We start from the raw sequence: 24,556 nt of genomic DNA on the forward strand, positions 1-24,556 counted from the left end.
CAGTAACAATTGGATTACTAAAAGGCAAAAGGAAAGCGGGTGTCACACTGAGCTTTGTTGAAGTGCCGGTATTACCACTTCACCACCCACCGCACCCTCTCTTAGGAGAACTTTAAACAAAAAAAGCGACAGGCTCTTAACCCGTCGCTTTATATTCTTGTGGACTTTCGGTCTTCCCGACTCTATTAGATCAATATCCTAACCGGTTCCTCTAACAATGCTTTCAGCGTTTGCAGGAAGGCTGCGCCGGTGGCGCCGTCTACTACGCGGTGGTCGCAGGTGAGGGTTAGTTTCATTACGTTGCCGGGTACTACGGCGCCGTTCTTCACTACCGGTATCTGCTGTATGCCGCTAACGGCCAGTATGCAGGCTCCCGGAGGGTTGATGATGGCGGTAAACTCATCGATGCCGAACATGCCCAGGTTAGATATGGTAAAGGTGGAACCTTCCATCTCGGGCAGTTGCAGCTTTTTGGCTTTAGCACGACCGGCAAAGTCTTTCACCTCGGCCGATATCTGCGTAAGCGATTTACCATCAGCAAAACGAACCACAGGTACCAGCAAACCTTCGTCAACCGCTACGGCTACGCCAATGTTCACGTGCTCGTTGGTGCGGATGCTTTCGCCCATCCATGAGGAGTTCACCACAGGGTGTTGCTTCAAGGCTACGGCGCAGGCTTTTAATACCAGGTCGTTGAAGGATAGTTTCACTGGGGCTACCTCGTTCATTTTGGTACGGGCGGCAACAGCCTGATCCATATCAACAGAAATAGTGAGGTAGAAGTGCGGTATCACGAAGCTTTCAGACAAGCGGCGGGTGATGGTTTTACGCATCTGGGTAAGCGGCTTATCGGTATATTTTTCCTGACCAACGTATTGTGGGATAACAGGGGTTGGAGTGGTTGTAGAGGTTGGAGAAGTTTTAGTGGTTACTGGTGCAGCCGGTTTAGCAGATGGGGTAAAGTCTTCGACATCCTTTTTGATGATACGGCCGCCTTCGGCGCTGCCTTTTACATCATTCAGGTTGATGCCTTTGTCTTTAGCAATCTTACGTGCTAGTGGAGAGGCCTTTACCCTGCTATCGTCGCTTGAAGTTGAAGAGGTTGTAGCAGTTGTATTGGTTGAAGTGGTTGAAGTGGTTTCTGCAGGGGCAGCCTCAGCAGTTGGTGCAGCTCCGCGAGGGGCTTCACTACCACCGCCATCTTGCAGCAAAGGAGTAATATCGGTGCCTTCTTTACCTACAATAGCAATGATGCCATTTACAGGGGCGGCTTCGCCTTCTTTTACACCTATATATAATAAGGTACCGGCTTCGTAACCTACAACCTCCATGGTAGCCTTGTCGGTTTCCACGTCGGCCAGCGAATCATCAGCCTTTACTTTATCGCCTACTTTAAAGTTCCATTTTTGTATTACGCCCTCTGTCATGGTATCGCTCAGCAAAGGCATACGGATAACCGTTGCAGGGATGTTAGATGTATCAACTTTTGGGGTTGCAGCAGCAGGAGCGCCGGCAGGTTTAGCTTCTTCTTTTGGTGCTTCGGCAGCAGGGGCAGCAGCACCGTTTCCGGCACCTTCCAACGCTGATTTATAATCTTCGCCGGCTTTACCTAAAACAGCGATCACCGTATCAACCGGAACAGCCTTGCCTTCGTCAACACCTATATATAATAAGGTGCCGTCCTGAAACGACTCGAAATCCATCGTGGCCTTATCAGTTTCCACCTCGGCCAATACATCGCCTGATTTCACCTGGTCACCTACTTTTTTATGCCATTTGGCCAATACCCCTTCGGTCATGGTATCGCTCATCTTTGGCATCTTAACTACTTCGGCCATATATTAAATATGAATAGTGTGTTATAAAATTTGTAAATATTAGTCCCTAATAAAAGGATAGTTCGGCTCAACATACACATCGGTGTACAGCTCAGATGCCTCAGGCCATGGCGACTCTTCAGAGAAACGTACTGATTCATCAACAATAGCTTTGATCTTCTCATCCATTTCCTCAAACCATTTCTCGTCGGCATATTTGTTATCCAGGATGGCAGCTCTTACCGCTTCTATAGGGTCTTTTGCTTTGTAGCTTTCCAACTCTTCTTTGGTACGGTATTTCTGAGGGTCGGACATGGAGTGACCTTTGTAACGATAGGTGCGCATTTCCAGGAAGGTTGGGCCTTCACCTGCACGGGCGCGTGAAACAGCTTCGTCCATTGCATTGTGAACAGCAACCGGGTCCATACCATCAACAGGTGATGAAGGGATACCGTATGGCAAGCCTAATTTATAGATATCGGTTTGGATGGTAGTACGCTCAACCGAGGTACCCATGGCGTAACCATTGTTTTCGCAGATGAAGATCACCGGCAGTTTCCAAAGTGCTGCCATATTAAAGGTCTCGTTTAATGCACCCTGGCGAACAGCGCCGTCACCCATATAGGTGCAGCATACCGCGTCGGTACCTTTAAACTTCTCGGCAAATGCGATACCGGCACCCAGCGGGATCTGACCGCCTACGATACCGTGACCACCGTAAAAGTTATTTTCTTTATCGAACATGTGCATCGATCCGCCTTTACCTTTTGAGCAGCCGGTGGCTTTACCATACAGCTCGGCCATTACGGCGTTGGCTGATGTTCCTTTAGCCAGGGCGTGCGCGTGATCGCGATAAGCAGTGATCATGCTGTCCTCGTGTTTCAATACCGACATGGCACCGGCAAGCACTGCTTCCTGGCCAATGTACAGGTGACAAAATCCACGTATCTTTTGCTGACCATATAACTGGCCGGATTTCTCTTCGAACCTGCGCATCAGCAGCATAGACTCATACCACATCAGGTAGGTGTCTTTATTTATTTCGATTGAACTCATTATTTCGGTTGAACTCATGTGTGTAAAAAGCCCTCTTTCTGTTAAGAAGCGCAAATCTAATTATATCCTTGAAAAAATCGAAACTGCAACGAATTTGTTGTGAAGAATTTAATAAAGCGTAAAAATTACACTAATATATACCTATTTGATTGTTAAACAATTAGTTAAATTACTTAACGTGGTAACCATTTTGATTTTTATTACGTATAAGACGATTAAGAGAATTTAAAAAAAGGTGTCATAAATTTGTAATTATCAAAATTTCCGATAGTTTTGCACGACACCGAATGTTAATAACTCGATAAAAATAGCACTTGTTGCCCCCTATGTACAACAAAGACTAATGATTAAATGAAGAAAATTATCCTAGCTATTGTATTGTGTCTGAGTGTTATAGGATCGCAGGCGCAAACAAAAACAAGTACGGCCCAAACCCCCGATAAGCCCAACGAAGAGCAGGATGGTCTTATAAAAGAATATTTCTCACAAATTATGGGTGTTGCAGTGTCAACAACCTCCAATATCAAGCTATTTCAATTTGTATACGACTGGGTAGGTACCCCTTACCACTTTGGCGGCGACTCGCGCAAAGGCATTGATTGCTCAGCTTTCACCAAAGAATTATACAGCAAAGTTTTCAATCTGACTATCAAACGCAACTCGCGTGATATTTTCAGCATGGTTAACCCTGTAAGTAAAGATGATTTGCAGCAAGGCGATCTGGTATTCTTTAAAATACACAGCCGCAGCATCAGCCACGTAGGTATCTATTTAGGTAATGGAAGATTTGCTCATGCTTCGTCACGTGGGGTAGCCATCAGCAGTCTGGACGATGGGTATTACAACCGCTATTTTTATAAAGGCGGTCGTTTACTGGATGTGTTCAAGAAAGAACTGGAAGCATCACCGGATGGCACAACGAATGTAGGCACCGGAGATACTTCGGGAGATACCGACAAACAGTAAAGATTTTTATATTTGTTGAAATCCTTTCTTAACCGGAAGGATTTTTTTTTGATAATGCGATTTTTTGATTGGGTTTTTATTGGTGTTATAGTGATGATGCTGGCACAAGGCTGCGAGCAGGTATCATCTATTGCCAGTAGCAAAGCGGTCAATCACAAATTCAAACGAAAGAAATCTGACGCAGCAAGGTTAAAGCGCGATAGCCTGCGCGATACCATTTGCATAGCAGCCGTGGGCGATATCATGCTGGGATCATCCTATCCCGACAGCAGCAAATTACCAACTGACAGCGCCAAGGGTAGCTTTAAATCGGCACAAAAATATTTTGAGGGAGCCGATGTAGTATTTGGCAACCTGGAGGGAACGCTGCTGGATTCGGGCATGCCCGCTGCACATAAAAAGAATCTTCAAACGGCTTATCTTTTCCGCATGCCAACCCAATATGGCCGGGTATTAAAAGATGCGGGGTTTAACCTGTTAAGTGTAGCCAATAATCACATCACCGATTTTGACAATAAAGGATGTGTCAGTACCACGAGAACGCTGGCTGACAATGGCATTCATTATGCCGGTCTTGAAACTTGCCCTACTACTATTTTTCAGCGTAATGGGGTTAAATATGGCTTTTGTGCATTTGCACCGAATGCGCTCACGATGCAGTTATTGGATTCGATCAGTCAAAGGCAGATCATCAGCAAATTGAAAGAGCAATGCGATGTAGTGATCGTATCGTTTCACGGTGGTGCCGAAGGGGCGCAATATGAGCATGTACCTTTTAAGATGGAATCCTTCCTGAATGCTAAACGCGGAGATGTTCATCAATTTGCACACAATGCTATAGATGCAGGTGCTGATGTCGTAATAGGCAACGGTCCGCATGTAAGCCGTGCAATGGAAACTTATAAAGGGCGATTGATAGCTTATAGTCTGGGTAATTTTTGTACCTATAAAAGTGTAAGTGTGTCAGGCGTATGTGGGATGGCGCCGTTGTTAAAAGTATATCTCAATAAAAAGGGTGAATTCCTGAACGGCAATATTATTTCATTTCGCCAAACCCATGAAAAAGGTTTATCCCGTGATACCGCTAACCGCGTTGTGCAACGTATCAAAACTCTCACGGAGTCCGATTTTCCGGAATCAGGGTTGAATATAGATTTGGACGGACAGATCAGTTTGAATGATTGATTTCGGCACCTCTTAGAACATTCACGCTTACTTGATCTGCGATTTACATGTAGCAGACTTGCCTATCTCAAACCTTTCAGATAGGGGGCGATACTAAAAAACGGACGGACAAAACCACCACAATGCCATCCTGAACTTGTTTCGGGAATCCACAGGACATTCACGCATTCCTGGTCTGAGATAGGTCGGTAGCAGACCTGTCTATCTCATGGCCTTTGTGATGGGTTGCTGAAATAAATTCAGCTTGGCATTAGATTTAAAGCTCAGGCCTTATCAGCGGTAGCCTTCACCAATCCTATCCCCGAAAAGAAAAACAATAACGAAATAACCCCTATTACAGCTAACGTAGTAAAATGAGCCGTATGATTAATGATATTAGCACCGGTATAGATCAACCCGATGATTCCCAATACAGTAAGTATGGCCCCAAAGATGCGTTTTAAGTTCATGATTTTAGTTGATGCTGGTTTACTGTGAGTTATAAAAACAAATAGCGCACCAAAAAATAAAAACCTATATTTAGTAACCTTAAACATTAACTATGGCTACGCAGATAACACTTTACATTATTGTCTTTATCGGGATCATTGTATTTTTCTCATCATTTGTGACTGTAAAACAAGGCACTATTGCAGTTATTACCATCTTTGGCAAATACCGCCGCATACTCAAACCGGGCCTTAATCTGAAGTTGCCTTTAATAGAGCAGATCTACTCCCGCATATCTATTCAGAACCGCTCTGTCGAGCTGGAGTTCCAGGCGGTGACGCTGGATCAGGCTAACGTGTATTTTAAGGCGATGCTGCTTTATTCAGTACTCGACCAGGTTGAGGAGACGATCAAAAATGTGGCATTTAAATTTGTTGACGAGCGTAACCTGATGCAGGCTCTGATACGTACTATTGAGGGATCGATAAGGGCATACGTGGCTACAAAAAAACAAGCCGATGTGCTGATCCTGCGGAAAGATATTGTGGAGCACGTGAAGGAGCAATTGGATAACATACTGGAAACATGGGGCTATCATTTACAGGACCTGCAATTGAACGACATCACTTTTGATGAGGCGGTAATGAAATCGATGAGCCAGGTAGTGGCATCCAATAACCTGAAGGCCGCTGCTGAAAACGAAGGCCAGGCTTTATTGATCACCAAAACAAAAGCTGCCGAGGCAGAAGGTAATGCGATAAAAATCGCCGCTGAAGCTGAAAGGCAAGCTGCACAGTTAAGAGGTCAGGGTATTGCCCTTTTCAGGCAGGAAGTAGCAAAAGGTATGACCGCCGCTGCAAAAGAAATGGAACAGGCCCATATGGATACTTCTGTGATACTCTTTACGATGTGGACGGAATCAATCAAGCATTTTGCAGAACACTCACAGGGCAACGTTATCTTTTTGGATGGTTCGGCGGAAGGTATGGAGCGTACGATGAAAGAAGTAATGGCTTTAAACCTTTTACACCAGGACAAAGTCAAAAAGTAAAAAATTTACTTTAATACATGAGGTTGATATTTAGGAGGGTGATATGCGTGGCCTTGCTCTGCGCATGCAAATTGGCTGTTCATGCACAGGCCTATCGTTTGCTGACGGTTAATGACTTTGGAGGTACACCGCACCGCAATTCGGGTGTTATAGCTTATACCAATTGCAGCATAGATTTTAAATATGAAGCCTACAAAAGGAACGGTTATTATCAGCTTTACTTCAATATCAACCTGAAGGTAAACCGCGACCGTTCATGGATGGACAAGGGGAATATTACCTCATCTGAAATGCTATCCGAAGTTTTAAAGCACGAACAGGGGCACTATATCATCGCTTACCTGGAGCAGCAGGAATTATTACGTGAAGTAGGGAAGACCGTCTTCGGCTCAAATTACCAGTACGAAGCCCAACAGATATTCGATCGTATCGATGCCAAATACAAGCAATTAAACCAGGATTACGACGAAGATACCCAGCACATGACCAATCGCAGGCAGCAGAGTAGCTGGGATAAGTATTTTCAAAAGAAACTGGAGTATATGCCGGGCGATGATCAAGGGTGACATATTCTTATTTCTTATAATCCGAAATATTCAATTGATGCCTGCAAAAACTGTATTCGTGGAGTTGATTGGAGCAAATGATCGTAAGACGATCCGCCGCAAATTGCTGAACCAGGTTTAGGTACCAATCCACACCCTGCGTATCAAGATTTGAGGTTGGCTCATCCAGCATCAGCATAGGCGTATCTGAGCAAAAAGCCAGGGCCAGTTTTAAACGCTGCTTCATGCCAGACGAGAAGTACTTGATCATCTTGTTTCGACCACCCTTTAAGTTTAACAGATCGATCAACGCATCTTTATTTATTCCGGGACGATAGGATTTGAATTTAAAATGGAAGTCGGTCATCTCATCCATTGTAAATTCTTCGATCAGTTCGAGATAAGGTGCAGCAAGGCTAACCTGTTTAAAAACAGTATCTACCTCGATTGGATTGTCGTTTAGAAAATAGTTGATGTTGCCACTTGAAGGGGCCAAGCTGCCATTTAAAACCTGCAGCAAGGTAGATTTACCCGAACCGTTAGGCCCGAGTATAGCATAAGTTTCACCTGAATTGAAAGTGTAGTCGATGTTCCTGAATATCCAGTCGCGGTTAAAACGGCGGCCTATGTTCTGGAGAGTTATTTTCATTTTCAAGAGGACCATGGACCATGGACCATAGACCATGGACACCTTGTTAAATAAATTACTAGATACCGAATCCCTTCATAATGCCACGCTGCGAGTTCGATACAAAGTTGATGATCTCATCGCGCTCGACAGTAGGAGCAAATTCAGCTTCGATGATATCCAGGGCTTTGGTCACGTTATATTTTTTCAGAAATATGATCCGGTAAATTTCCTGTATTTCATTAATAGATGCAGCTGAATAACCTCTGCGGCGTAAACCCACTGAGTTGATACCTATATAGGATAATGGCTCGCGTCCTGCTTTTGTAAACGGAGGAACGTCTTTACGCACAAGTGAACCGCCCGAGATCATGCTATGCGTGCCGATCTCTACAAACTGGTGAACGGCAGATGTACCGCCAATAAACGCGTAATCGTACACATTGATGTGCCCGGCTAACTGTACCGAGTTGGCAATGATCACGTTGTCGCCTATTACGCAATCGTGGGCAACGTGCACATAAGCCATTAGTAAACAATTACTGCCTATGGTGGTGGTATTTTTATCTAATGCCGTACCACGATTAAGCGTTACGCATTCGCGGATGGTAGTATTGTCGCCTACGGTTACAGTGCTGGGCTCGCCTTTGTATTTTAGATCCTGAGGAGGGGCTGATACAACTGCTCCCGGGAAAATGCGACAGTTTTTACCAATACGCGCGCCGTCCATGATAACGGCGTTTGAGCCTACCCAGGTACCCTCGCCTATCTCCACATCCTTATGTATCGTTACAAAAGGTTCGATCACCACATTGTCAGCAATTTTAGCCTGCGGGTGTATATATGCTAAAGGTTGTATCATGCTTCTTTATCTTCAGTTGTTTTTCTAACTATCTGTGCCATCAGTTCGGCTTCCACCACTATTCTCGATCCGACCATGCCGATACCCTTCATTTGCGCAATACCGCGACGTATAGGCGCTATCAGGTTGCAATAGAAAATAATAGTATCGCCTGGCGTCACTTTGTCTTTAAATCGGGCATTTTCGATTTTCAGGAACAGCGTGATATAATTTTCAGGGTCAGGTACCGTATTTAACACCAGAATACCGCCCGTTTGTGCCATCGCCTCAATCTGCAACACACCAGGAAACAAAGGCTGACCAGGGAAATGCCCGGCAAACAGTTCTTCGTTCATGGTTACGTTTTTCAACCCAACAACGTGGCTTTTGCTGATTTCTAAAATTTTATCAACCAGCAGCATAGGCTGACGGTGCGGTAAAATTTTCATGATATCAACGGTATCATACACCGGTTTAGCATTCGGGTCATATAATTTTATATGCTTGCGGCTTCTTTCTTTTTTTATCAGCGTTTTGATCTTCTTGGCAAAGGCAACGTTTGCGGCGTGACCTGGGCGTGCAGCCATGATATGCCCCCTTAACGGAACACCTACCAAAGCCAAATCACCAATCATGTCCAGCAACTTGTGGCGAGCTGGCTCGTTTTGATGACGTAATTCAATGTTGTTCAAAATGCCTTGCGGCGCTACTCTAATATCCTTGCGGTTAAACATTTTTGCCAGACCGGCCAATTCCTCATCATCCACCTCTTTATCTACCACAACAATAGCATTGTTGAGATCGCCACCTTTGATAAGGTTATGCTTCAATAGCATTTCAAGTTCATGTAAAAAACAGAAAGTACGGCAGGAAGCTATTTCTTTATTAAATTCCGATATGGTTGAAATACTGGCATGCTGGCTACCCAAAACCTGCGAGTTATAGTCGACCATGCAAGTAAAGCGGTAATCATCCAGCGGCATGGCCACCATTTCTACTTTACGGTCTGGTTCTGAGTAATGAATGTTGTAAGGTATATGATAGTATTCACGGTCAGCTTCTTGTTCCAAAAATCCAACGGCTGTCAATGCATCCACAAATTGAATAGAGCTACCATCCATGATAGGAGTTTCAGGACCATCCATATCGATTAGCACATTGTCAATCTCCATACCCACCAGTGCAGCCAGCACGTGCTCGATGGTGCTTACGCTGGCGCCGTTTTGGGAGATGGTAGTACCACGTGAAGTATCGGTAACATTGTCACAGTCTGCATCAATAATAGGAGAGCCCTGAATATCTATCCTCCTGAATTTATAACCATGATTCTCAGGAGCAGGATTAAAGGTCATAGTTACCTTTTCGCCGGTATGTAAGCCAGTGCCCGAAACAGATACGGGCGTTTTAATCGTTCTTTGTTTTACGTTCATTTTTTAATGATGTTCATTAGCTCATTAGTTCAGTTGTTCATTGGTAGCATATCCATGGGAAAGCCTGACGAACCAGTGAACTATTGAACGTCTTTTCTTAATTCAGCAATCACTTTTTCTAATTCTAAAACTTTCTTTTCTAACGCAGGCAAATGAGATACTGCCGCTTCTATACGCATATTCTCCATATAGGCGGAAAAAAATGGTATACCACCCCATTTCTTATTTTCCTCTGTAATATTCTTATTAATGCCTGATTTGGCCATTATCTGGCTTCCTTTGGCAACACTAATGTGCCCAACCATACCTACCTGGCCACCAATTACGCAGTTGTCCCCAACCTTGGTGCTTCCAGAAATACCTGTTTGTGCAGCTATAACGGTATTAGCCCCAATTTCTACATTGTGAGCTATTTGTAATAAATTATCCAGCTTGGCGCCTTTATGTATAATGGTCGATCCCATTGTAGCCCTGTCTATAGTAGTATTTGAGCCTATCTCCACATCATCCTCTAAAACGACGTTACCTATTTGTGCTATTTTGGAATAAGTGCCATCCGGATTCGGTGCAAAACCAAAACCATCGCTGCCGATGATAGCCCCTGAATGCACAATCACATTGTTGCCGATTACGCAATCAAAGTATACTACAACGCCGGGGAACAGGGTTACATTGTCACCCAGCACAACATTATCTGCAATGTAAACGTTCGGGTATATTTTACATTTTTTGCCCAACCGGGCACCAGGACCGATATAGGCGAAAGCACCGACATAGCAGTCATCCCCCAGCTTAGCAGTTGGATGAATAAAGCTGGGCTGTTCAATACCGCTTTTATTCAGCTTGATGGTATTATATCTTTCGAGCAGAACGGTAATGGCGCTGTACGCATTATCCACACGGATCAAGGTCGCTTTTACCGGTTCGGTAGCTACAAAATCATTGTTTACCAATACGGCAGAAGCATCGGTGCTATACAGATACTGCTCGTACTTTGGATTGGCTAAGAAGGAGATAGAGCCGGCGGTTGCTTCCTCTATTTTTGCTAAGCGGCTGACTGTGACTTGAGGGTCCCCCTCTACAGTTCCGTTCAGTAGTAAACTTATCTCATGTGCAGTAAATTGCATCGGGCAAATTTAAGTGTTATAATTGAAGCCGCAAAGTATAAATCTATCAGCCTCAATACGTTCATAAAAGGTCTTTGGTATAGCAAATTATATGCTTTTTTACGGTTTTGGCCAATGCCTCCAGATTTGAATTATCACTGGCTGCAGCAATGTCTTGTAGCGAGCCGTCTTTCATTAAAATCTGGATACTGCCATCGCCTGGCTTATAAGCCATATTTTTTATGGTGTCGGTAAACACAAAATAGTCGGCAATAGGGTACTTGCTTTCTGCTTTCTTAATCAGCTTGTTAAGCAATTCCCCATTAGGCGGATTGTTGCTGATCTCTACATGATAAAGGCGTCGCTGCATCATCATTTTGCATAATTCAGAAAGCACCGGATCATCGCAGTGCGTCCATACTTTTATGGCCGACATAATATCTGTATCGTCCAAAGAAGCAAAAATCTCCAGGTGATGATCCTGATTGATAAATTCCTGCTTACTGATCTTCTTTACCAAAAAATGCTCCAAAGCAGGCGTAGCAAATAGTTTTTTGCCGCCCAGGGCGAGTTCACGTGCACGTTTTAATATTTTAGCCAATAGCAGCTCACCAGCGATGACGGTTTTATGCAGATATACCTGCCAGTACATTAGCCTGCGTGCTATCAGAAATTTTTCGATAGAATAAATGCCCTTTTCTTCCACAGCTATGTGATCGTCCACGACGTTCAGCATTTTGATGATTCGATCGGAGCTAATAACACCTTCCGAGACACCGGTAAAGAAACTGTCCCGGTTCAGGTAATCCATACGGTCCATATCCAGTTGTCCGGATACGAGCTCATGCAAAAATCTTTTTGGATATATGCCATTGAATATCGCAATTGCCATAGATAATCGCCCGTTGAACTGAACATTGAGCTTGTTCATTAACTGGGTTGAAATATCCTCATGCGAAATGCCTTCAACAATAGTTTCTTCCAATGCATGCGAAAATGGCCCGTGACCGATGTCATGAAGTAATATGGCTATGGTTACGGCTTCCTCTTCTTCTTCGGTTATCAGGTGACCTTTATTGCATAGTGTTTCAATGGCCAGGCCCATCAGGTGCATGGCTCCCAGGGCATGATGAAAGCGGGTATGCAAGGCGCCTGGATACACCAAGTGGGTCATTCCCAGTTGCTTAATGTAGCGTAATCTTTGGAAGTAGGGATGCTCAATAAGGTCGAATATCAGCTCGGTGGGGACACTGATAAAACCGTATACCGGATCGTTTATGATTTTCTTTTTATTCAAGGGGTAATATGCGCTACAAAAATGTTAAATAATAGTAATATTCTGTTTTATAATTGTTAATTTTTGTTAATTAAAACTGATAACCAGTAACAAAAGCCGTCCTTTGTGGTTAATCGATAAAAGAAAATATTATGGTAGATACGACAATTTTATGGGCCGATGACGAGATAGATCTGCTGAAACCACATGTGCTTTTTTTGAAAGAAAAAGGATACAATGTAACCACGGTTACCAATGGTAACGACGCCGTGGATTCATTTAAAAATAATTACTTCGACCTGGTGTTCCTGGATGAGAATATGCCGGGACTGACCGGACTGGAGACACTCTCCGAAATAAAAAACCTGAATAACGAGGTGCCTATCGTTTTGATCACCAAGAACGAAGAGGAGTACCTGATGGAAGATGCTATTGGTTCGAAAATAGATGATTACCTGATTAAACCAGTTAATCCCAAACAGATATTACTTACCATCAAAAAACTGACTGAAAATAAACGCCTGGTGACTGAAAAGACCACCATGGCTTACCAGCAGGATTTCAGAACGCTGGGTATGACCTTAAACGACAACCTGAGTTACCAGGAGTGGGTAGATGTTTACAAAAAGTTGATCTACTGGGAGCTGGAATTAGAAAAGCTTGAAGATGAAGGCATGCACGAGATACTAACCCTGCAAAAAGCAGAGGCTAATGTGCAGTTCTGCAAGTTTATTGAAAAGAATTATCAGAAATGGATACAAAACCCTGATTCTGGTCCAATTAGTTCGCCACAGCTATTCAAGAAGAAAGTTCTGCCTAAACTGGATTCCAAAGTGCCGGTTTTCTTTATCCTGATCGATAACCTGCGCTTCGATCAATTTAAGATCATCAATCCTTACATTTCTGAATATTTCAGGATGGAGGAAGAAGATACCTATTACAGCATTCTGCCTACAGCCACTCAATATGCGCGTAATGCCATTTTTTCAGGTTTAATGCCGCTTGACATGGAAAAACGATTCCCGGATATGTGGCAGAATGACGAGGACGAAGGCGGCAAGAACCTGTATGAAGAAAATTTCCTGGGCGACCAATTAAAGCGCTTATTACGCCGTGATGTTAAATACTCTTATAACAAGATTTTAAATATCGACGAAGGTCGCGCGCTCAATGATTCAGTAAACAACCTGATGAATAATGAGTTGAACGTGGTAGTTTACAACTTTGTAGACATGCTTTCGCACGCACGTACTGACATGCAGATGATACGCGAACTGGCGAGTGATGATGCAGCATATCGCTCATTGACTCTATCATGGTTTGAACACTCCCCTTTATTTGACCTGCTGAAATATTTATCGCAGAAACAGGTGAAAGTGATCATTACAACCGATCATGGCACTATCCGCGTTAAAAATCCAAGCAAGATCATCGGTGACCGCAATACCAATACCAACCTGCGTTATAAACAGGGTAAAAACCTGAACTTTAATGCGAAGGAAGTATTTCATGTCCGGAACCCGCACGATATTATGTTGCCGAAGCTGCATGTGAGCTCAAGCTTTGTATTTGCCAAGAACGACAGTTACTTCGTGTACCCAAATAACTACAATCATTTCGTAAACTTCTACAACGAGACCTTCCAGCACGGGGGTATCTCTCTTGAAGAAATGATCATACCGGTTGTTACTTATGGAACAAAGTAAATCAGGCTGAATATTATAACTTTGCCGGCATGAATTTGCCTGTTAAAAGTCTTGATGAACTCAAACACGCTGCGGAGCAACTGATAAACTTCGGAGGTTCGGAAAAGATATTCCTTTTTTATGGTAACATGGGCGCGGGTAAAACTACGCTCATTAAATCACTTTGCGGCTGTCTTGGGACTAAAGAGACCGTAACCAGCCCTACATTTTCTATTGTGAATGAGTACCAGGGCGGATCATCCAAAATTTACCATTTCGATTTTTATCGTTTGAAAAATCAAAGCGAGGCATTGGATTTGGGTTACGAAGAATACTTCTATTCAGGCAATTATTGCTTTATTGAGTGGCCGGAAAAGATACCCGATTTATGGCCAGATCATTATATACGGGTGGATGTGCAGGTTGTGAGCGACAAAGAACGCCTGTTAACTTTCGCGAAAATTTAGTTCTTCATCCCCGCTTTTTTACCTATCTTCAACAGCCAGAATTAAAGACACATGAGTTCGGAGTTATACAGTGGTTTTTCTGATGCCGCCAAACAGGCAATGATGCAGCCCCAGGAATCGATGCTGGAGGTAAAAAGCAAAAAGAATAAGCTTCATATAGGTATACCTAAAGAAACTTCTTTTCAAGAGAACAGAGTTGCTTTAACACCGCTTTCTGTTGCTTTGCTGATCAACAATGGGCACGAAGTGATACTAGAAAGTAATGCCGGCCAGGCTGCTAAGTTTTCGGATAAAGACTACAGCGAGCAGGGTGCCAAGATAGTTTATGACTCGAAATCAGTTTATGAGGCAAATATTATCATCAAGATTGCACCGCCTACTTTGCAAGAGATAGCGATGATGAAATCGCACCAAATATTAATTTCTGCTTTGCAGCTGTCAACACTTCAGGCAGATTGCCTGCAGGCTTTGATGCAAAAGAAGGTCACCGCTTTGTGCTTTGAACATTTACGGGATGAAGGTAATGCATTGAGCGTTGTTAGGGCCATGAGTGAGATTGTCGGCGCTACTTCAATATTAATAGCAGCCGAATACCTGAGCAATATTTTTGATGGTAAAGGGTTAATGCTGGGCGGTATTACAGGTGTCCCACCTACAGAAATTGTGATACTTGGTGCAGGCACAGTAGGCGAGTATGCTGCGCGTACAGCCATTTCATTAGGAGCCGAAGTGAAGGTTTTTGATCCATCAATTTACAAACTGCGCAGGTTGCAAAATAACATCGGAACCAGGGTATTTACTTCGGTTGTACAACCGATTGTGCTGGAGAAGGCAATTACCACTTGTGACGTAGCAATTGGCGCATTGCGTGCAGAGGATGGCCGCAGTCCATGCATTGTATCTGAAAGTACTGTGAGCCGCATGAAGCCAAACTCTGTTATCATCGACGTAAGTATTGATCAGGGTGGTTGCTTTGAAACGTCAGAAATAACTAATCACACACACCCTGTCTTTCGGAAATATGATGTGATCCACTATTGTGTTCCGAACATAGCATCGCGTGTGGCACGTACCGCAACTTATGCACTCACCAATATTTTTACACCTATTTTGTTGGATATCGGCGAACAAGGTGGATTGAAAAATGTAATATGGAGAAAGACCGGAGTTCGTAATTCGGTATACATTTATGAGGGGCAGTTAACCAGCAAATATATCGGCGAACGCTTTAATATCCCTTGTAAAGACCTGGATCTGCTCATCGTTTCTCACAGGTAAACACTATAAGAGTAAAAAATATTGCTCAAAATCAGCGGCTTAAGAAGATTTTAAAAAAATCCTTGTGGAATGAAAAAAGGTGGCTATATTTGCCATCCCAAACGGAGTGGTAGTTCAGCTGGTTAGAATACATGCCTGTCACGCATGGGGTCGCGGGTTCGAGTCCCGTCCATTCCGCTAAAAGGTATCAGAACCGTTTATAACCGCTTAAATCAATGATTTAAGCGGTTTTTTATTTTCAATCCCGCTCATTTCATACTACCATTTATGACTCAATCGGTGACCTATTCGGTGACCTGTTTTGATCCGCTAATTTAGTCACCGAATTAGCTTGTAATAAGTTGATTTTAAAGTGCTTGTGTTGATTTATTTGAGCTTAAAACAGCTCATCTGAACTCAAAATTTATGCGATTAAGTAAATTAAAATTAATGTGTTATGAAAACAACCCAAAGGTTCTCAGTCCTTATCTGGGCTGACAAACGAAAAACAGATGCCGCAGGGCTGGTACCGCTCTATGCAAGGATCACTTATTTAGGAAAACGCGCGGAAATTTCGCTTAAAAGGAGAGTGCATCCCGCTAAATGGGATGCCCAAACCGGTTTTCTCAAAGGGACAAGTCCTGAAGCCAGGAGGATCAATGCAGATATTAATGATACGCTGGATGAGATTGACAAGGCTTTTAAATTCTTAAAGCGCACGGACGAATTTATTACCGCCGAAAAAATCAAGTTGCAGTATTTGGGTGAGGAGCCGGACAGGAAAATGCTGCTGGAAGTTTTCGACCAACATAATTCAGACCTGGCAAAACTGGTAGGGAAAGACTTTGTAAAAGCAACGCTGACAAAGTACAATACAGTCAGAAGCCGTGTTTCAGGATTTATAATACATAGGTTTCAAAAAAATGATGTGTATCTCGAACAGATAGACTTTGCCTTTGTCTCAGGCTTCGAAATGTATTTGAAGATAGAATGCGAAATTGAGCATAACACTGCCATGCGATACATCAAAAACTTGAAAAAGATCATTAGCCTGGCAGTAAATAATAAATGGTTAATTCACAACCCGTTTAATGCCTTCAAATGTACTTACCGGAAAGTTAACCGGGATGTCCTCGAATGGGAGGAGATTGAATTATTGGCCTCGCATGAATTTAAAGTGAAGCGGCTTGACGAAGTAAGGGATACTTTTCTTTTCTGCTGCTTTACAGGGTATGCTTTTGTTGATGTAGAAAAATTAACACGACAAAACATCGTAAGCGGTAAAGATAAGGTCTTATGGATCAAAACCACGCGCACTAAAACTGAGATCGAAGCTAATGTCCCTCTTATTCCGCAGGCAATTGAGATTCTAAATAAATATGAAGGCCATTCATGCCGAGATGTAGAAAACAGACTGTTGCCCTAATTTGCGAAATTAAGCGGTTTTTAAATTTCGGTTCATTGAAAATTATCAAAAACACACCACCTCTCATTGCGTCTTTCGTTGCGTCTTTTTTCTGGAAAAAGACGCTTTTTGCCGTAATTAATTGAAAATGAGATGATGTAGTCGAAGCAAATGTTCGATAAGGGGCTTTATCTTTAATTATTACATCAGTAGAAGTTTGCATTGTTAACTCTCTGTAAAAAGGTGTTATTGAGAAGCGCAGTCAATGATAGATAACTGAACATTATCTTATAGATGTGGCCGCGTTAATTTTTCTATATCCGGCCAGATCCTCATCAATTATGAAGGGTTGTCAGCACAACTTTATTATCAATCCGCCAGCGACAGCAAGCTTATGTAATGATCAATTGCCAAAAAAGGCGGGGGACATATTTTCTTGTTCCCTGCGTGACATTCCATGTTTTCCCGCAATGGTACGCCATTGGGCAACCTGTCGTATCATATTTTCCAGAATTTTTTCTGCATCAGATGCTGCCAGCCGAAAAAATGTAGCCACTGAAAGAGCTAATTCAGGATCTAACGAATTATCATCATCGGAAATGTTGAGTGTTAAACCCTGACCGGATGGATTGGCGTTCATGTCATAAGCTGGTGATAACTCCCATCCACCTTCACGAAGTAGAAAGCCATGATTACGAAGGTGATCATCTGTGTTTTTGACTAGGATATTAAAAAGCATTCGCTTCCATAATTCCCGCAAATTTTCGTTAACCTGCTGCCCGTTCTGAATAATAAAACCGGCAATATCCAGATAGCTGACACCATTGTTAAAATCTGCGCCGTCCTGCTGGCCAAGCAAGGTCATTGCAGAAGCAAAGTGAATGCGTTGCCCACCGTTTCGGTCGAAACGGTTTGTCAGAAAGGTGTGATGTCTGCCGGAGTACTTGCCGAGCTGTGATTGGCTAACCCGGATACCGCAGTTTACCGCTAACTCATGGACGACCATTTCCCATGCCCCAATGTCATGATCATCGGTAACGCTTGGGAATTTAGCGATCCACAGCCCTCCATTAGGGTCAGTTGCGCTTGCTTTAGGGCGTGCACCACCAAGCGATGAACCGGGAGCAAGTAACATATTCAGCCAACGTAATTCCTCAGTGGCGTTCATGCCTTCGTTTTCTAGGCGCTGGCTGGCGTATTCCAAATCACGGAGACTTACCCACGGTGGAGCTGCTAATTCCGTAGCATGACTTAAAAATTCACCATCTTCTGTATATTTAAATCTTAGTCCGCCCATTCGGGTTCCGTCATATATCCCAAGTAAAAAATCAGATTCCATTAAAGGTTGTATACGGCGATCTTCCTGCCGGGCGAGGATGGCCTCGCGTCTTTTCATAAGCACGCGGCCCCAGCGGTCGGGCGAGGAGTCCAGAAACATACCAAAATTCGGTTTTTCATCGTTAAGGAACTGAGGCCCTGAATACAACTGCAAATCCGGATCAAGGATTTGTGCTTGCGGGGCCTGAAGCCATTTCGGCATATATTCGAAAGAAAATATTTCCTTTCCGCGAGTTGTTTCGGCGTTCAGTGTTCCAACCTGAATAGTCTCCGGCAATCCTTGCCAGTCCGCATAAACCAAAATTCTTTTTGCCATAAGACTATTTTTTAGGGGCTCGTTCTTTAGTTAGTAAACCGGCATCTTGTAGCTTTCTGCCTAATTCATCATCTGATCCCAGTTTCAGGAAATCTTTTTCCAGCCCCATAGCAAATAATACCTGGAAATAAGCTCCCATGGCCACGGTGGGCGTACCCTTTTCGATTTGCCATAACGTAGCTCTGCTAATGCCGGCCCGTTCTGAAATCTGGGTAGTGCTCAGCTTTCGGCGTAAACGGGCAAGCTTAATGTTCTCACCCAGGTCATTAAGCACCTTTTGGGCTTTAGGTAAAAGAATCAGTTGCTGTTTCATAATGTTTTATATATTAAACAAAGATAGATAATTTGTTTAATATATAAAACATTATAATGATTGTATTGTCCTCAATTTGCAGATCGCGAATCGAGAATATGCAAATGACATTAATCTTATTACATCTAAGCCTATCATGAATTATTTGACTGTCGACGGGATAAAACTGCTTTTATTACAGCCTGATCCAACCACTACAAAGGGACGAAGAAACCTTGCTTTATTGTCGCTCTTGTATGATACCGGTGCCCGAGTATCCGAACTTATTGACCTTACACCACAATGCATACGGCTAAATAAACCTTTTACAGTAATAATCACCGGCAAAGGCAACAAAACCAGGGTGGTGCCACTACTGGAAGAGCAGGCCGCTATATTGAAAAACTATATGAACGAATGCAGTTTACTGTTGCCGGAAAACATGCAGCACCCCTTATTTGCAAATTACTGGGGTGAAAAACTAACGCGTGCGGGAGTATCAAACATCGTTAATACGCACGTCAAGATGGCGATGTTGGTCAACCCTACATTAATCCCGGAAAAGATAAGTTGCCACAGTCTGCGCCACAGCCGGGCCATGTACTTGCTACAAGCCGGTGTGAATCTTGTTTATATCCGAGATCTTTTAGGACATGAAAATATACAGACGACGGAAATATATGCGAGAGCAGACTCAAAAGCGAAACGTGAGGCGATAGAAAAAGCATACACCAAAGTGGCTCCGGACGTCAAAGTTAAACCGCTATGGTTGGGTAATGAGAAATTGATAGACTTCTTAAAGTCATTTTAAATCGCAAGTATTATGTAAAGAGACTAATGGTGTTATTGATATAACTGATTGTGAATCATACGTAAACCAGCAGTCGCTTTACATAATCAATTTGTAGACATAAGAGTTGTTATGCAAAGCTTTGCATAATATCGGAAGAAAGATTACTAAACTTCGTGAGTTACGTGGCATGAAGCAAGAAACCCTTGCTGCAGAACTTGGCATTAGTCAACAAGCTATTTCTAAAATCGAACAAAGCGCTGACGTAGAGGACGACGCCCTAATAAAGATTGCTAAAGTCTTAGGCGTAACTGTTGAAGGTCTAAGGCACTTCACAGAGGATTCTGTCTTCAATAATATCAATAATTTTCACGATAATTCAATTCAGAACAATTTCAATCCGATAGAAAAGATTGTCGCCTTATATGATGACAAAGTTGCCTTGTTAGAACGGTTACTCGCAAGTGAACGCGAAAAAGTAGAATTGCTGAAAAATCAAGGCAAGGATAAGTGAAGATATGCAAGCTCTTAAATCGAAATTATCAATGATTTAAGTCCGTAACAGAGAGAGGACATGTAGTTCGTTCAAACAACAAATTTTTGGATCTTTTTCTTTACAAAGAAAAGAATCGCGGGCACATTAGTGATTTCCGTGCGAATCACGTTCGAAGCCTGAATATGTTTCCAGGCCTGATTTGTAGAACTACCTTTAAATAGAGCTAAAATCACTTAAATTCTCTAGAAAAAAGTTCGAAAAAAGTCCTATGGGGATCACACATTTAGGCAGAATCTCATTCGATTTTTTTCGAACTCGATGCTAAAAATCTATATTCCCCAAAAAAACCATTTCACCTCATCAAAATGAAATTATCTATCCTTGAACTATCTCTTGTCAAAAAAGATCAAACAAGAAGCCAGGCCTTAGCCAACAGTATTGAGCTCGCCATGTATGTGGAAACGCTAGGCTACTATCGCATGTGGGTTGCAGAACACCACAATACGCCTTATATAGCTGGTCGCGCGCCGGAAGTGCTGATTGCCGCAATCGCATCCGCCACCACGAGCATTCGGGTTGGATCAGGGGCTGTTTTGCTTAATCATTACAGTCCCTATAAGATTGCTGAAGTCTTTTGTACCTTAAATGAGCTGTTTCCCGGCCGAATTGATCTTGGTGTCGGCAGGGCGTTCAACAGACCGGCTATTGATTTTGCTTTGCAGCAGACCCGAAAAAAAATAACCAAAGGAAACTATAAGGAACAAATCGATGAATTGTTATGCTGGCTGGGGGATGACTTTCCGGGGGAACACCCGTTTGCAAGCATCGGCTTGCACGCCGGACAAAGCCATCCTGAATTGTTTGTCCTGGGCTCCAGCTCCGGCAGCGCAAAAATGGCCGGCAAAAAAGGGGTAAGATATGCTTACGCCGGATTTTTAAATCATCCTGAAACCGCCTACGCCGTTGATAGCTACAAGAACAGTTTTAAACGGTCAAGTGACCCGTATGGAATTATGCCCGTGGTACCGATCGTTTGCCTTCAAGTAGTTTGTGCCGATACAGAGGCCGAAGTCCGACGACAGTTATGCCCTTCTTACCTCCTGAATCACAATTTGTCTGCGGGAAAGTTCAGCGAACCCTTCCTCTCACCTGATGAAGCGTTCCGACACCTTGGCTACTTGCCTGAAATTGAGTATTACGAAAGGGGGTCAAGAATTCTTCCGCGCATCATAGCTGGGACGCAGGGTCAGGTAACAGAACAATTGTCAGCCCTGTCATTGGATCTCGGGGTGGAAGAGTTTATGATTCAGGATGTTATAACTGACTTGGCGGCCAGGAGGCGGTCACTTGAGCTCATGGCTCCACTTTGTCTCAGTTCGCCGGTAAATCAGGGCACATATTAACTTTTAAATTAAATTCGCTTTTCTAAAATATTATCCCTTAATTAGAACAGTTTAATCATCAAAAACGGTGAATGTCCTGAAATGCTTTTTTGATTGATTGAACCAGGAACATGAACGTTCAGTAGTCAATTGTTGGTAACGGACGTCCAGCCATACCTTTTAACCTTATTTTTAAAGTGAAATATATAATAGTGTTATGCCTTGTCACTTTTCCGTTTGCCGGAAGTCCGCAGGAACGTCTGCAAAAAGATCTAAACACGTACCTGATTCCCATTGAGACTTTTTCCGCCAACGAGAGCTTTTCAGATATATCCGAATTACATCAAACATTTGCCAATGTCAGCGTCATTGGTTTGGGCGAGGCCGCACACGGCACCCGAGAGTTCCTACTCTATAAGCATCGGTTGTTAAGATTCCTGATCACAGAAATGGGTTTCAGGGCCCTGGTGGTGGAGGGGGACTTTTCGGGTGCAAAATTGATGAACGAATACATTACCAATGGCCAGGGTACCGCCTACGATGCGCTTAGGGCGATAGGCGTGGGCTTTTGGATAAACCAGGACTTCATAGAGATGGTCGAATGGATCAGAAGCTATAATTCGCAGCACCAAGCCGCTGATCAAGTCAGGTTTTACGGCTGTGACATGCAGTATCCTATTACGATATTACAGCAACTGCGGAACGGAGTAATCCAATTAAGGCACCCCTTATCCGCTGCCAGCCTGGCTGGTCTGGACATCCTGATCAATAATATTAATTACCGGAAGCTATCCGGCCCTGAAATTGCGACGGTAAAGAATGCAATCAGCGAAATACGGGCGGATAGCCCCGCGGACATTAAGCGGCACGACGAACAATTTTATCAGCATGAAATCCGGACGATCGAGCAACTACTGGAATTTGAGTCGGCGAGTCCGGGCAAAAAACAGTTTGCTTTGCGCGATAAGTTCATGGCTGAAAACAGCACATGGGTTTACTGTCATGAAGATTCGGCGAAGATCATAATCTGGGCGCACAACGGTCATATAGCGAAATACAAGACAGTTTCCCCGTCGCAGCCCATGGGAGCCTACATGGCGGCCAAATTTAAGGCTAAATATTATGCGTTGGGGTTTGGATTTAATTCGGGCAGCGTGCGTGCCGCATCCATTCCATCCACCGGGAAGACAAGAGTTTTTAACGTGCCTGCCGTGGAAACTAAAAACTCTTTTGATTACCTCCTGTCGGAATGCGATCAACCGAACTTTATCCTGGATTTCAAAACGGCGTCAGCTTCAGCCGAAATCCGTGATTTTCTCAATAAACGATATTATTCCAGGTCGATCGGTTCGTCCTATAGTAACGCGAAATTCGGTAAAGGCAAAGATATCGATGAACCGCTGGCATTATTATATGATGGTATCGTTTTTATCAGAACCACCCATGCTGCCTTACCTGAAATTTATAAAAACTGATGACTAAACTTTATTGATCTACCTAAACATGAAAATGTACTCCGACAGCCTGAGAGAACCCATCCAAGCCAAGATAGAAAAATTCAATCGCCACCTTTTGCAGTTTGATTCCCATTCGGATAAGATCGGACTCTATACAGGTCCTTCTGGGGCATCCCTTTATATGTGTGCGAATTACCTGGCCACCGGGCAGGAAATCTTTCAGGACAAGCTAAACCTCATCCTGGACGACACTATTCGATACATCGATGGAAGCAAATCCCTGGGGCCATCCTTCGCTTCCGGGATACCGGGCTGGGGCTGGCTGATCTGTCATTTGGCTGAAAAAGGAATGATCGACCCAGATATTGATGGTTTGCTCGGCGCCATTGACGCGCCCCTATACCAGGGTATGATAAACTATTTGAAGACAGGTTATTTTGATCCGCTGCATGGCGCGATCGGTATTGGAAGGTATTTTCTGAAAAGGAAACAATATCGTCGCATTGAGACCCTGATTGACCATCTGGACGAAATAAAAATTACCACCGATGATGAAATTAAGTGGAGAAAGCAAAATCTGCTGAGCAAGGAGGAGTTTACCTACGATTTTGGGTTAGCTCATGGATCAGCCGGTGTGATTCGTTTTTTGCTCAACTGCCATCAGCTGGGAATCAGGCAGGAGACGTGCGAAAGCCTGATCAAAGGCTCGATTAACTTCCTGTTGCATAACATACAACGCGATGAACAAGCCACCTCTATTTTCCCAAGCGCCATTCCATGCGAGGTTTACCGAAGCGGCCGGAACCGGCCTATCTCCAGCCGGCTTGCCTGGTGTTACGGTGACCTGACGATACTTTATACGCTCTATGCTGCAACGGAAAGGTTCGGTCTTTATGAACTAAAAAAAGATTGTATCACATATCTGATAAAAACCACCAACCGTAAATCTTTTGACGAAACTAACGTGGTTGACGCCGGATTCTGCCATGGCACAGCAGGTATTGCCTATGTCTACTGGAAACTATGGCATGCCACCGGGTTAGCGCGATTTGGGCAGGAAGCCGATTACTGGTATGTCAAAACACTTGATTATGACGCCGACCCATCTGACAATTTAGGTTATAATTATCTGATCGGAAGTTTTGAAGGAAGGGCCTTTAAAAAATGTGACGATGTGCTAGAAGGCAACAGCGGTGTTGCCCTGAGCCTGCTTTGCTATTTGCATCCTGGGCTGGCCGACTGGGACGAAAGTATGCTGCTATCATAGACCTGCTCAAATCTGGTTAATCAAGAATTGATTTTATGATACCTGACCCTTTGCCGAAAAATACACTGTTTGCT

At 43.5% G+C, this 24,556-nt stretch carries 23 protein-coding genes and 1 tRNA gene; 14 read left to right on the forward strand and 10 right to left on the reverse strand.

What is annotated here, in order from left to right:
* Nucleotides 1-185: 185 nt before the first annotated feature.
* Nucleotides 186-1,838, reverse strand: coding sequence for a dihydrolipoyl dehydrogenase family protein (locus Q3A68_RS13050; RefSeq protein WP_302901540.1), 1,653 nt, complete (start codon nt 1,836-1,838; stop codon nt 186-188).
* Between the two features lie 39 nt (nt 1,839-1,877).
* Complete coding sequence (pdhA, locus tag Q3A68_RS13055; protein ID WP_302901541.1) at nt 1,878-2,873, reverse strand: pyruvate dehydrogenase (acetyl-transferring) E1 component subunit alpha; 996 nt, start codon at nt 2,871-2,873, stop codon at nt 1,878-1,880.
* 351 nt (nt 2,874-3,224) lie between these two features.
* Between pdhA and Q3A68_RS13060 the strand changes: the two genes are divergently transcribed.
* Both Q3A68_RS13060 and Q3A68_RS13065 read left to right on the forward strand, forming a co-directional pair.
* On the forward strand, nt 3,225-3,839 hold the full coding sequence (locus Q3A68_RS13060) for a C40 family peptidase (protein ID WP_302901542.1): 615 nt from the start codon (nt 3,225-3,227) through the stop codon (nt 3,837-3,839).
* Nucleotides 3,840-3,893: 54 nt separating this feature from the next.
* Nucleotides 3,894-5,024: a CapA family protein gene (locus Q3A68_RS13065; RefSeq protein WP_302901543.1), complete on the forward strand. Its 1,131-nt coding sequence runs from the start codon at nt 3,894-3,896 to the stop codon at nt 5,022-5,024.
* A 263-nt stretch (nt 5,025-5,287) separates the two neighbouring features.
* Here the strand turns inward: Q3A68_RS13065 and Q3A68_RS13070 are convergent, their stop codons facing one another.
* Nucleotides 5,288-5,473 carry a hypothetical protein gene (locus tag Q3A68_RS13070; protein ID WP_302901544.1) on the reverse strand — a complete coding sequence of 62 codons (186 nt, stop codon included), beginning with the start codon at nt 5,471-5,473 and terminating at the stop codon, nt 5,288-5,290.
* Nucleotides 5,474-5,565: 92 nt separating this feature from the next.
* Here Q3A68_RS13070 and Q3A68_RS13075 point away from each other — a divergent pair, with 92 nt between their 5' ends.
* Together Q3A68_RS13075 and Q3A68_RS13080 are read left to right on the forward strand one after the other, a co-directional pair.
* Nucleotides 5,566-6,504, forward strand: coding sequence for an SPFH domain-containing protein (locus tag Q3A68_RS13075; protein WP_302901545.1), 939 nt, complete (start codon nt 5,566-5,568; stop codon nt 6,502-6,504).
* A gap of 17 nt (nt 6,505-6,521) precedes the next feature.
* Nucleotides 6,522-7,070, forward strand: coding sequence for a DUF922 domain-containing protein (locus Q3A68_RS13080; RefSeq protein WP_302901546.1), 549 nt, complete (start codon nt 6,522-6,524; stop codon nt 7,068-7,070).
* 7 nt (nt 7,071-7,077) lie between these two features.
* On the opposite strand, the gene Q3A68_RS13085 is transcribed toward Q3A68_RS13080, so the two are convergent.
* The 5 genes from Q3A68_RS13085 to Q3A68_RS13105 form a co-directional block, all read right to left on the reverse strand.
* On the reverse strand, nt 7,078-7,698 hold the full coding sequence (locus Q3A68_RS13085; protein WP_302901547.1) for an ABC transporter ATP-binding protein: 621 nt from the start codon (nt 7,696-7,698) through the stop codon (nt 7,078-7,080).
* A 58-nt stretch (nt 7,699-7,756) separates the two neighbouring features.
* Complete coding sequence (gene lpxA, locus Q3A68_RS13090; protein ID WP_302901548.1) at nt 7,757-8,539, reverse strand: acyl-ACP--UDP-N-acetylglucosamine O-acyltransferase; 783 nt, start codon at nt 8,537-8,539, stop codon at nt 7,757-7,759.
* On the reverse strand, nt 8,536-9,948 hold the full coding sequence (locus Q3A68_RS13095) for a bifunctional UDP-3-O-[3-hydroxymyristoyl] N-acetylglucosamine deacetylase/3-hydroxyacyl-ACP dehydratase (protein WP_302901549.1): 1,413 nt from the start codon (nt 9,946-9,948) through the stop codon (nt 8,536-8,538). The genes lpxA and Q3A68_RS13095 overlap by 4 nt, the downstream gene beginning before the upstream one ends.
* An 80-nt stretch (nt 9,949-10,028) precedes the next feature.
* Entirely contained in the window at nt 10,029-11,075 is a 1,047-nt protein-coding gene (gene lpxD / locus Q3A68_RS13100; protein ID WP_302901550.1) for a UDP-3-O-(3-hydroxymyristoyl)glucosamine N-acyltransferase, read from the reverse strand.
* Between the two features lie 61 nt (nt 11,076-11,136).
* The gene (locus tag Q3A68_RS13105) at nt 11,137-12,351 is read right to left on the reverse strand and encodes an HD domain-containing protein (RefSeq protein ID WP_302901551.1); all 1,215 of its coding nucleotides are present in this window, start codon (nt 12,349-12,351) and stop codon (nt 11,137-11,139) included.
* Between the two features lie 131 nt (nt 12,352-12,482).
* On the opposite strand from Q3A68_RS13105, the gene porX reads away from it, so the two are divergent.
* From porX to Q3A68_RS13130, 5 genes are all read left to right on the forward strand, one after another.
* On the forward strand, nt 12,483-14,036 hold the full coding sequence (gene porX / locus Q3A68_RS13110) for a T9SS response regulator signal transducer PorX (RefSeq protein WP_302901552.1): 1,554 nt from the start codon (nt 12,483-12,485) through the stop codon (nt 14,034-14,036).
* Between the two features lie 29 nt (nt 14,037-14,065).
* On the forward strand, nt 14,066-14,482 hold the full coding sequence (gene tsaE, locus Q3A68_RS13115; protein WP_302901553.1) for a tRNA (adenosine(37)-N6)-threonylcarbamoyltransferase complex ATPase subunit type 1 TsaE: 417 nt from the start codon (nt 14,066-14,068) through the stop codon (nt 14,480-14,482).
* A gap of 51 nt (nt 14,483-14,533) precedes the next feature.
* Nucleotides 14,534-15,760, forward strand: a complete 1,227-nt coding sequence (locus tag Q3A68_RS13120) for an alanine dehydrogenase (protein WP_302901554.1) — start codon at nt 14,534-14,536, stop codon at nt 15,758-15,760.
* A 103-nt stretch (nt 15,761-15,863) separates the two neighbouring features.
* Nucleotides 15,864-15,937: transfer RNA gene (locus Q3A68_RS13125), tRNA-Asp, on the forward strand.
* 259 nt (nt 15,938-16,196) lie between these two features.
* A complete protein-coding gene (locus tag Q3A68_RS13130) occupies nt 16,197-17,165 on the forward strand; it encodes a site-specific integrase (protein WP_302901555.1) in 969 nt (322 codons plus the stop codon).
* 382 nt (nt 17,166-17,547) lie between these two features.
* On the opposite strand, the gene Q3A68_RS13135 is transcribed toward Q3A68_RS13130, so the two are convergent.
* Nucleotides 17,548-18,798 carry a type II toxin-antitoxin system HipA family toxin gene (locus Q3A68_RS13135; protein WP_302901556.1) on the reverse strand — a complete coding sequence of 417 codons (1,251 nt, stop codon included), beginning with the start codon at nt 18,796-18,798 and terminating at the stop codon, nt 17,548-17,550.
* Nucleotides 18,799-18,802: 4 nt separating this feature from the next.
* Nucleotides 18,803-19,111 (reverse strand): helix-turn-helix domain-containing protein, encoded by a 309-nt coding sequence (locus Q3A68_RS13140; RefSeq protein WP_302901557.1) that lies wholly within the window; start codon nt 19,109-19,111, stop codon nt 18,803-18,805.
* Between the two features lie 136 nt (nt 19,112-19,247).
* Here Q3A68_RS13140 and Q3A68_RS13145 point away from each other — a divergent pair, with 136 nt between their 5' ends.
* The 5 genes from Q3A68_RS13145 to Q3A68_RS13165 all read left to right on the forward strand — a co-directional run bounded on the left by Q3A68_RS13145 (nt 19,248) and on the right by Q3A68_RS13165 (nt 24,482).
* Nucleotides 19,248-19,901, forward strand: coding sequence for a tyrosine-type recombinase/integrase (locus tag Q3A68_RS13145; protein ID WP_302901558.1), 654 nt, complete (start codon nt 19,248-19,250; stop codon nt 19,899-19,901).
* A 121-nt stretch (nt 19,902-20,022) separates the two neighbouring features.
* Nucleotides 20,023-20,394, forward strand: a complete 372-nt coding sequence (locus tag Q3A68_RS13150) for a helix-turn-helix domain-containing protein (RefSeq protein ID WP_302901559.1) — start codon at nt 20,023-20,025, stop codon at nt 20,392-20,394.
* Between the two features lie 347 nt (nt 20,395-20,741).
* Complete coding sequence (locus Q3A68_RS13155) at nt 20,742-21,779, forward strand: MsnO8 family LLM class oxidoreductase (RefSeq protein WP_302901560.1); 1,038 nt, start codon at nt 20,742-20,744, stop codon at nt 21,777-21,779.
* Between the two features lie 176 nt (nt 21,780-21,955).
* Nucleotides 21,956-23,233, forward strand: a complete 1,278-nt coding sequence (locus Q3A68_RS13160; protein ID WP_302901561.1) for an erythromycin esterase family protein — start codon at nt 21,956-21,958, stop codon at nt 23,231-23,233.
* 28 nt (nt 23,234-23,261) lie between these two features.
* Nucleotides 23,262-24,482: a lanthionine synthetase LanC family protein gene (locus Q3A68_RS13165; protein ID WP_302901562.1), complete on the forward strand. Its 1,221-nt coding sequence runs from the start codon at nt 23,262-23,264 to the stop codon at nt 24,480-24,482.
* Nucleotides 24,483-24,556: the final 74 nt, after the last annotated feature.

It is taken from the genome of Mucilaginibacter tolerans (genome assembly GCF_030519375.1).
Classification (GTDB): Bacteria; Bacteroidota; Bacteroidia; order Sphingobacteriales; family Sphingobacteriaceae; genus Mucilaginibacter.

Bases quoted from the DNA above. Each gene is read 5' to 3' on its own strand.
- Q3A68_RS13140 (WP_302901557.1), bottom strand. From the start codon at position 19,111: ATGAAACAGCAACTGATTCTTTTACCTAAAGCCCAAAAGGTGCTTAAT.
- Q3A68_RS13070 (WP_302901544.1), bottom strand. From the start codon at position 5,473: ATGAACTTAAAACGCATCTTTGGGGCCATACTTACTGTATTGGGAATC.
- Q3A68_RS13085 (WP_302901547.1), bottom strand. From the start codon at position 7,698: ATGAAAATAACTCTCCAGAACATAGGCCGCCGTTTTAACCGCGACTGG.
- Q3A68_RS13060 (WP_302901542.1), top strand. From the start codon at position 3,225: ATGAAGAAAATTATCCTAGCTATTGTATTGTGTCTGAGTGTTATAGGA.
- pdhA (WP_302901541.1), bottom strand. From the start codon at position 2,873: ATGAGTTCAATCGAAATAAATAAAGACACCTACCTGATGTGGTATGAG.
- Q3A68_RS13050 (WP_302901540.1), bottom strand. From the start codon at position 1,838: ATGGCCGAAGTAGTTAAGATGCCAAAGATGAGCGATACCATGACCGAA.
- Q3A68_RS13120 (WP_302901554.1), top strand. From the start codon at position 14,534: ATGAGTTCGGAGTTATACAGTGGTTTTTCTGATGCCGCCAAACAGGCA.
- Q3A68_RS13130 (WP_302901555.1), top strand. From the start codon at position 16,197: ATGAAAACAACCCAAAGGTTCTCAGTCCTTATCTGGGCTGACAAACGA.
- Q3A68_RS13135 (WP_302901556.1), bottom strand. From the start codon at position 18,798: ATGGCAAAAAGAATTTTGGTTTATGCGGACTGGCAAGGATTGCCGGAG.
- Q3A68_RS13075 (WP_302901545.1), top strand. From the start codon at position 5,566: ATGGCTACGCAGATAACACTTTACATTATTGTCTTTATCGGGATCATT.
- lpxA (WP_302901548.1), bottom strand. From the start codon at position 8,539: ATGATACAACCTTTAGCATATATACACCCGCAGGCTAAAATTGCTGAC.
- Q3A68_RS13080 (WP_302901546.1), top strand. From the start codon at position 6,522: ATGAGGTTGATATTTAGGAGGGTGATATGCGTGGCCTTGCTCTGCGCA.
- Q3A68_RS13095 (WP_302901549.1), bottom strand. From the start codon at position 9,948: ATGAACGTAAAACAAAGAACGATTAAAACGCCCGTATCTGTTTCGGGC.
- tsaE (WP_302901553.1), top strand. From the start codon at position 14,066: ATGAATTTGCCTGTTAAAAGTCTTGATGAACTCAAACACGCTGCGGAG.
- Q3A68_RS13155 (WP_302901560.1), top strand. From the start codon at position 20,742: ATGAAATTATCTATCCTTGAACTATCTCTTGTCAAAAAAGATCAAACA.
- Q3A68_RS13065 (WP_302901543.1), top strand. From the start codon at position 3,894: ATGCGATTTTTTGATTGGGTTTTTATTGGTGTTATAGTGATGATGCTG.
- porX (WP_302901552.1), top strand. From the start codon at position 12,483: ATGGTAGATACGACAATTTTATGGGCCGATGACGAGATAGATCTGCTG.
- Q3A68_RS13145 (WP_302901558.1), top strand. From the start codon at position 19,248: ATGAATTATTTGACTGTCGACGGGATAAAACTGCTTTTATTACAGCCT.
- Q3A68_RS13165 (WP_302901562.1), top strand. From the start codon at position 23,262: ATGAAAATGTACTCCGACAGCCTGAGAGAACCCATCCAAGCCAAGATA.
- lpxD (WP_302901550.1), bottom strand. From the start codon at position 11,075: ATGCAATTTACTGCACATGAGATAAGTTTACTACTGAACGGAACTGTA.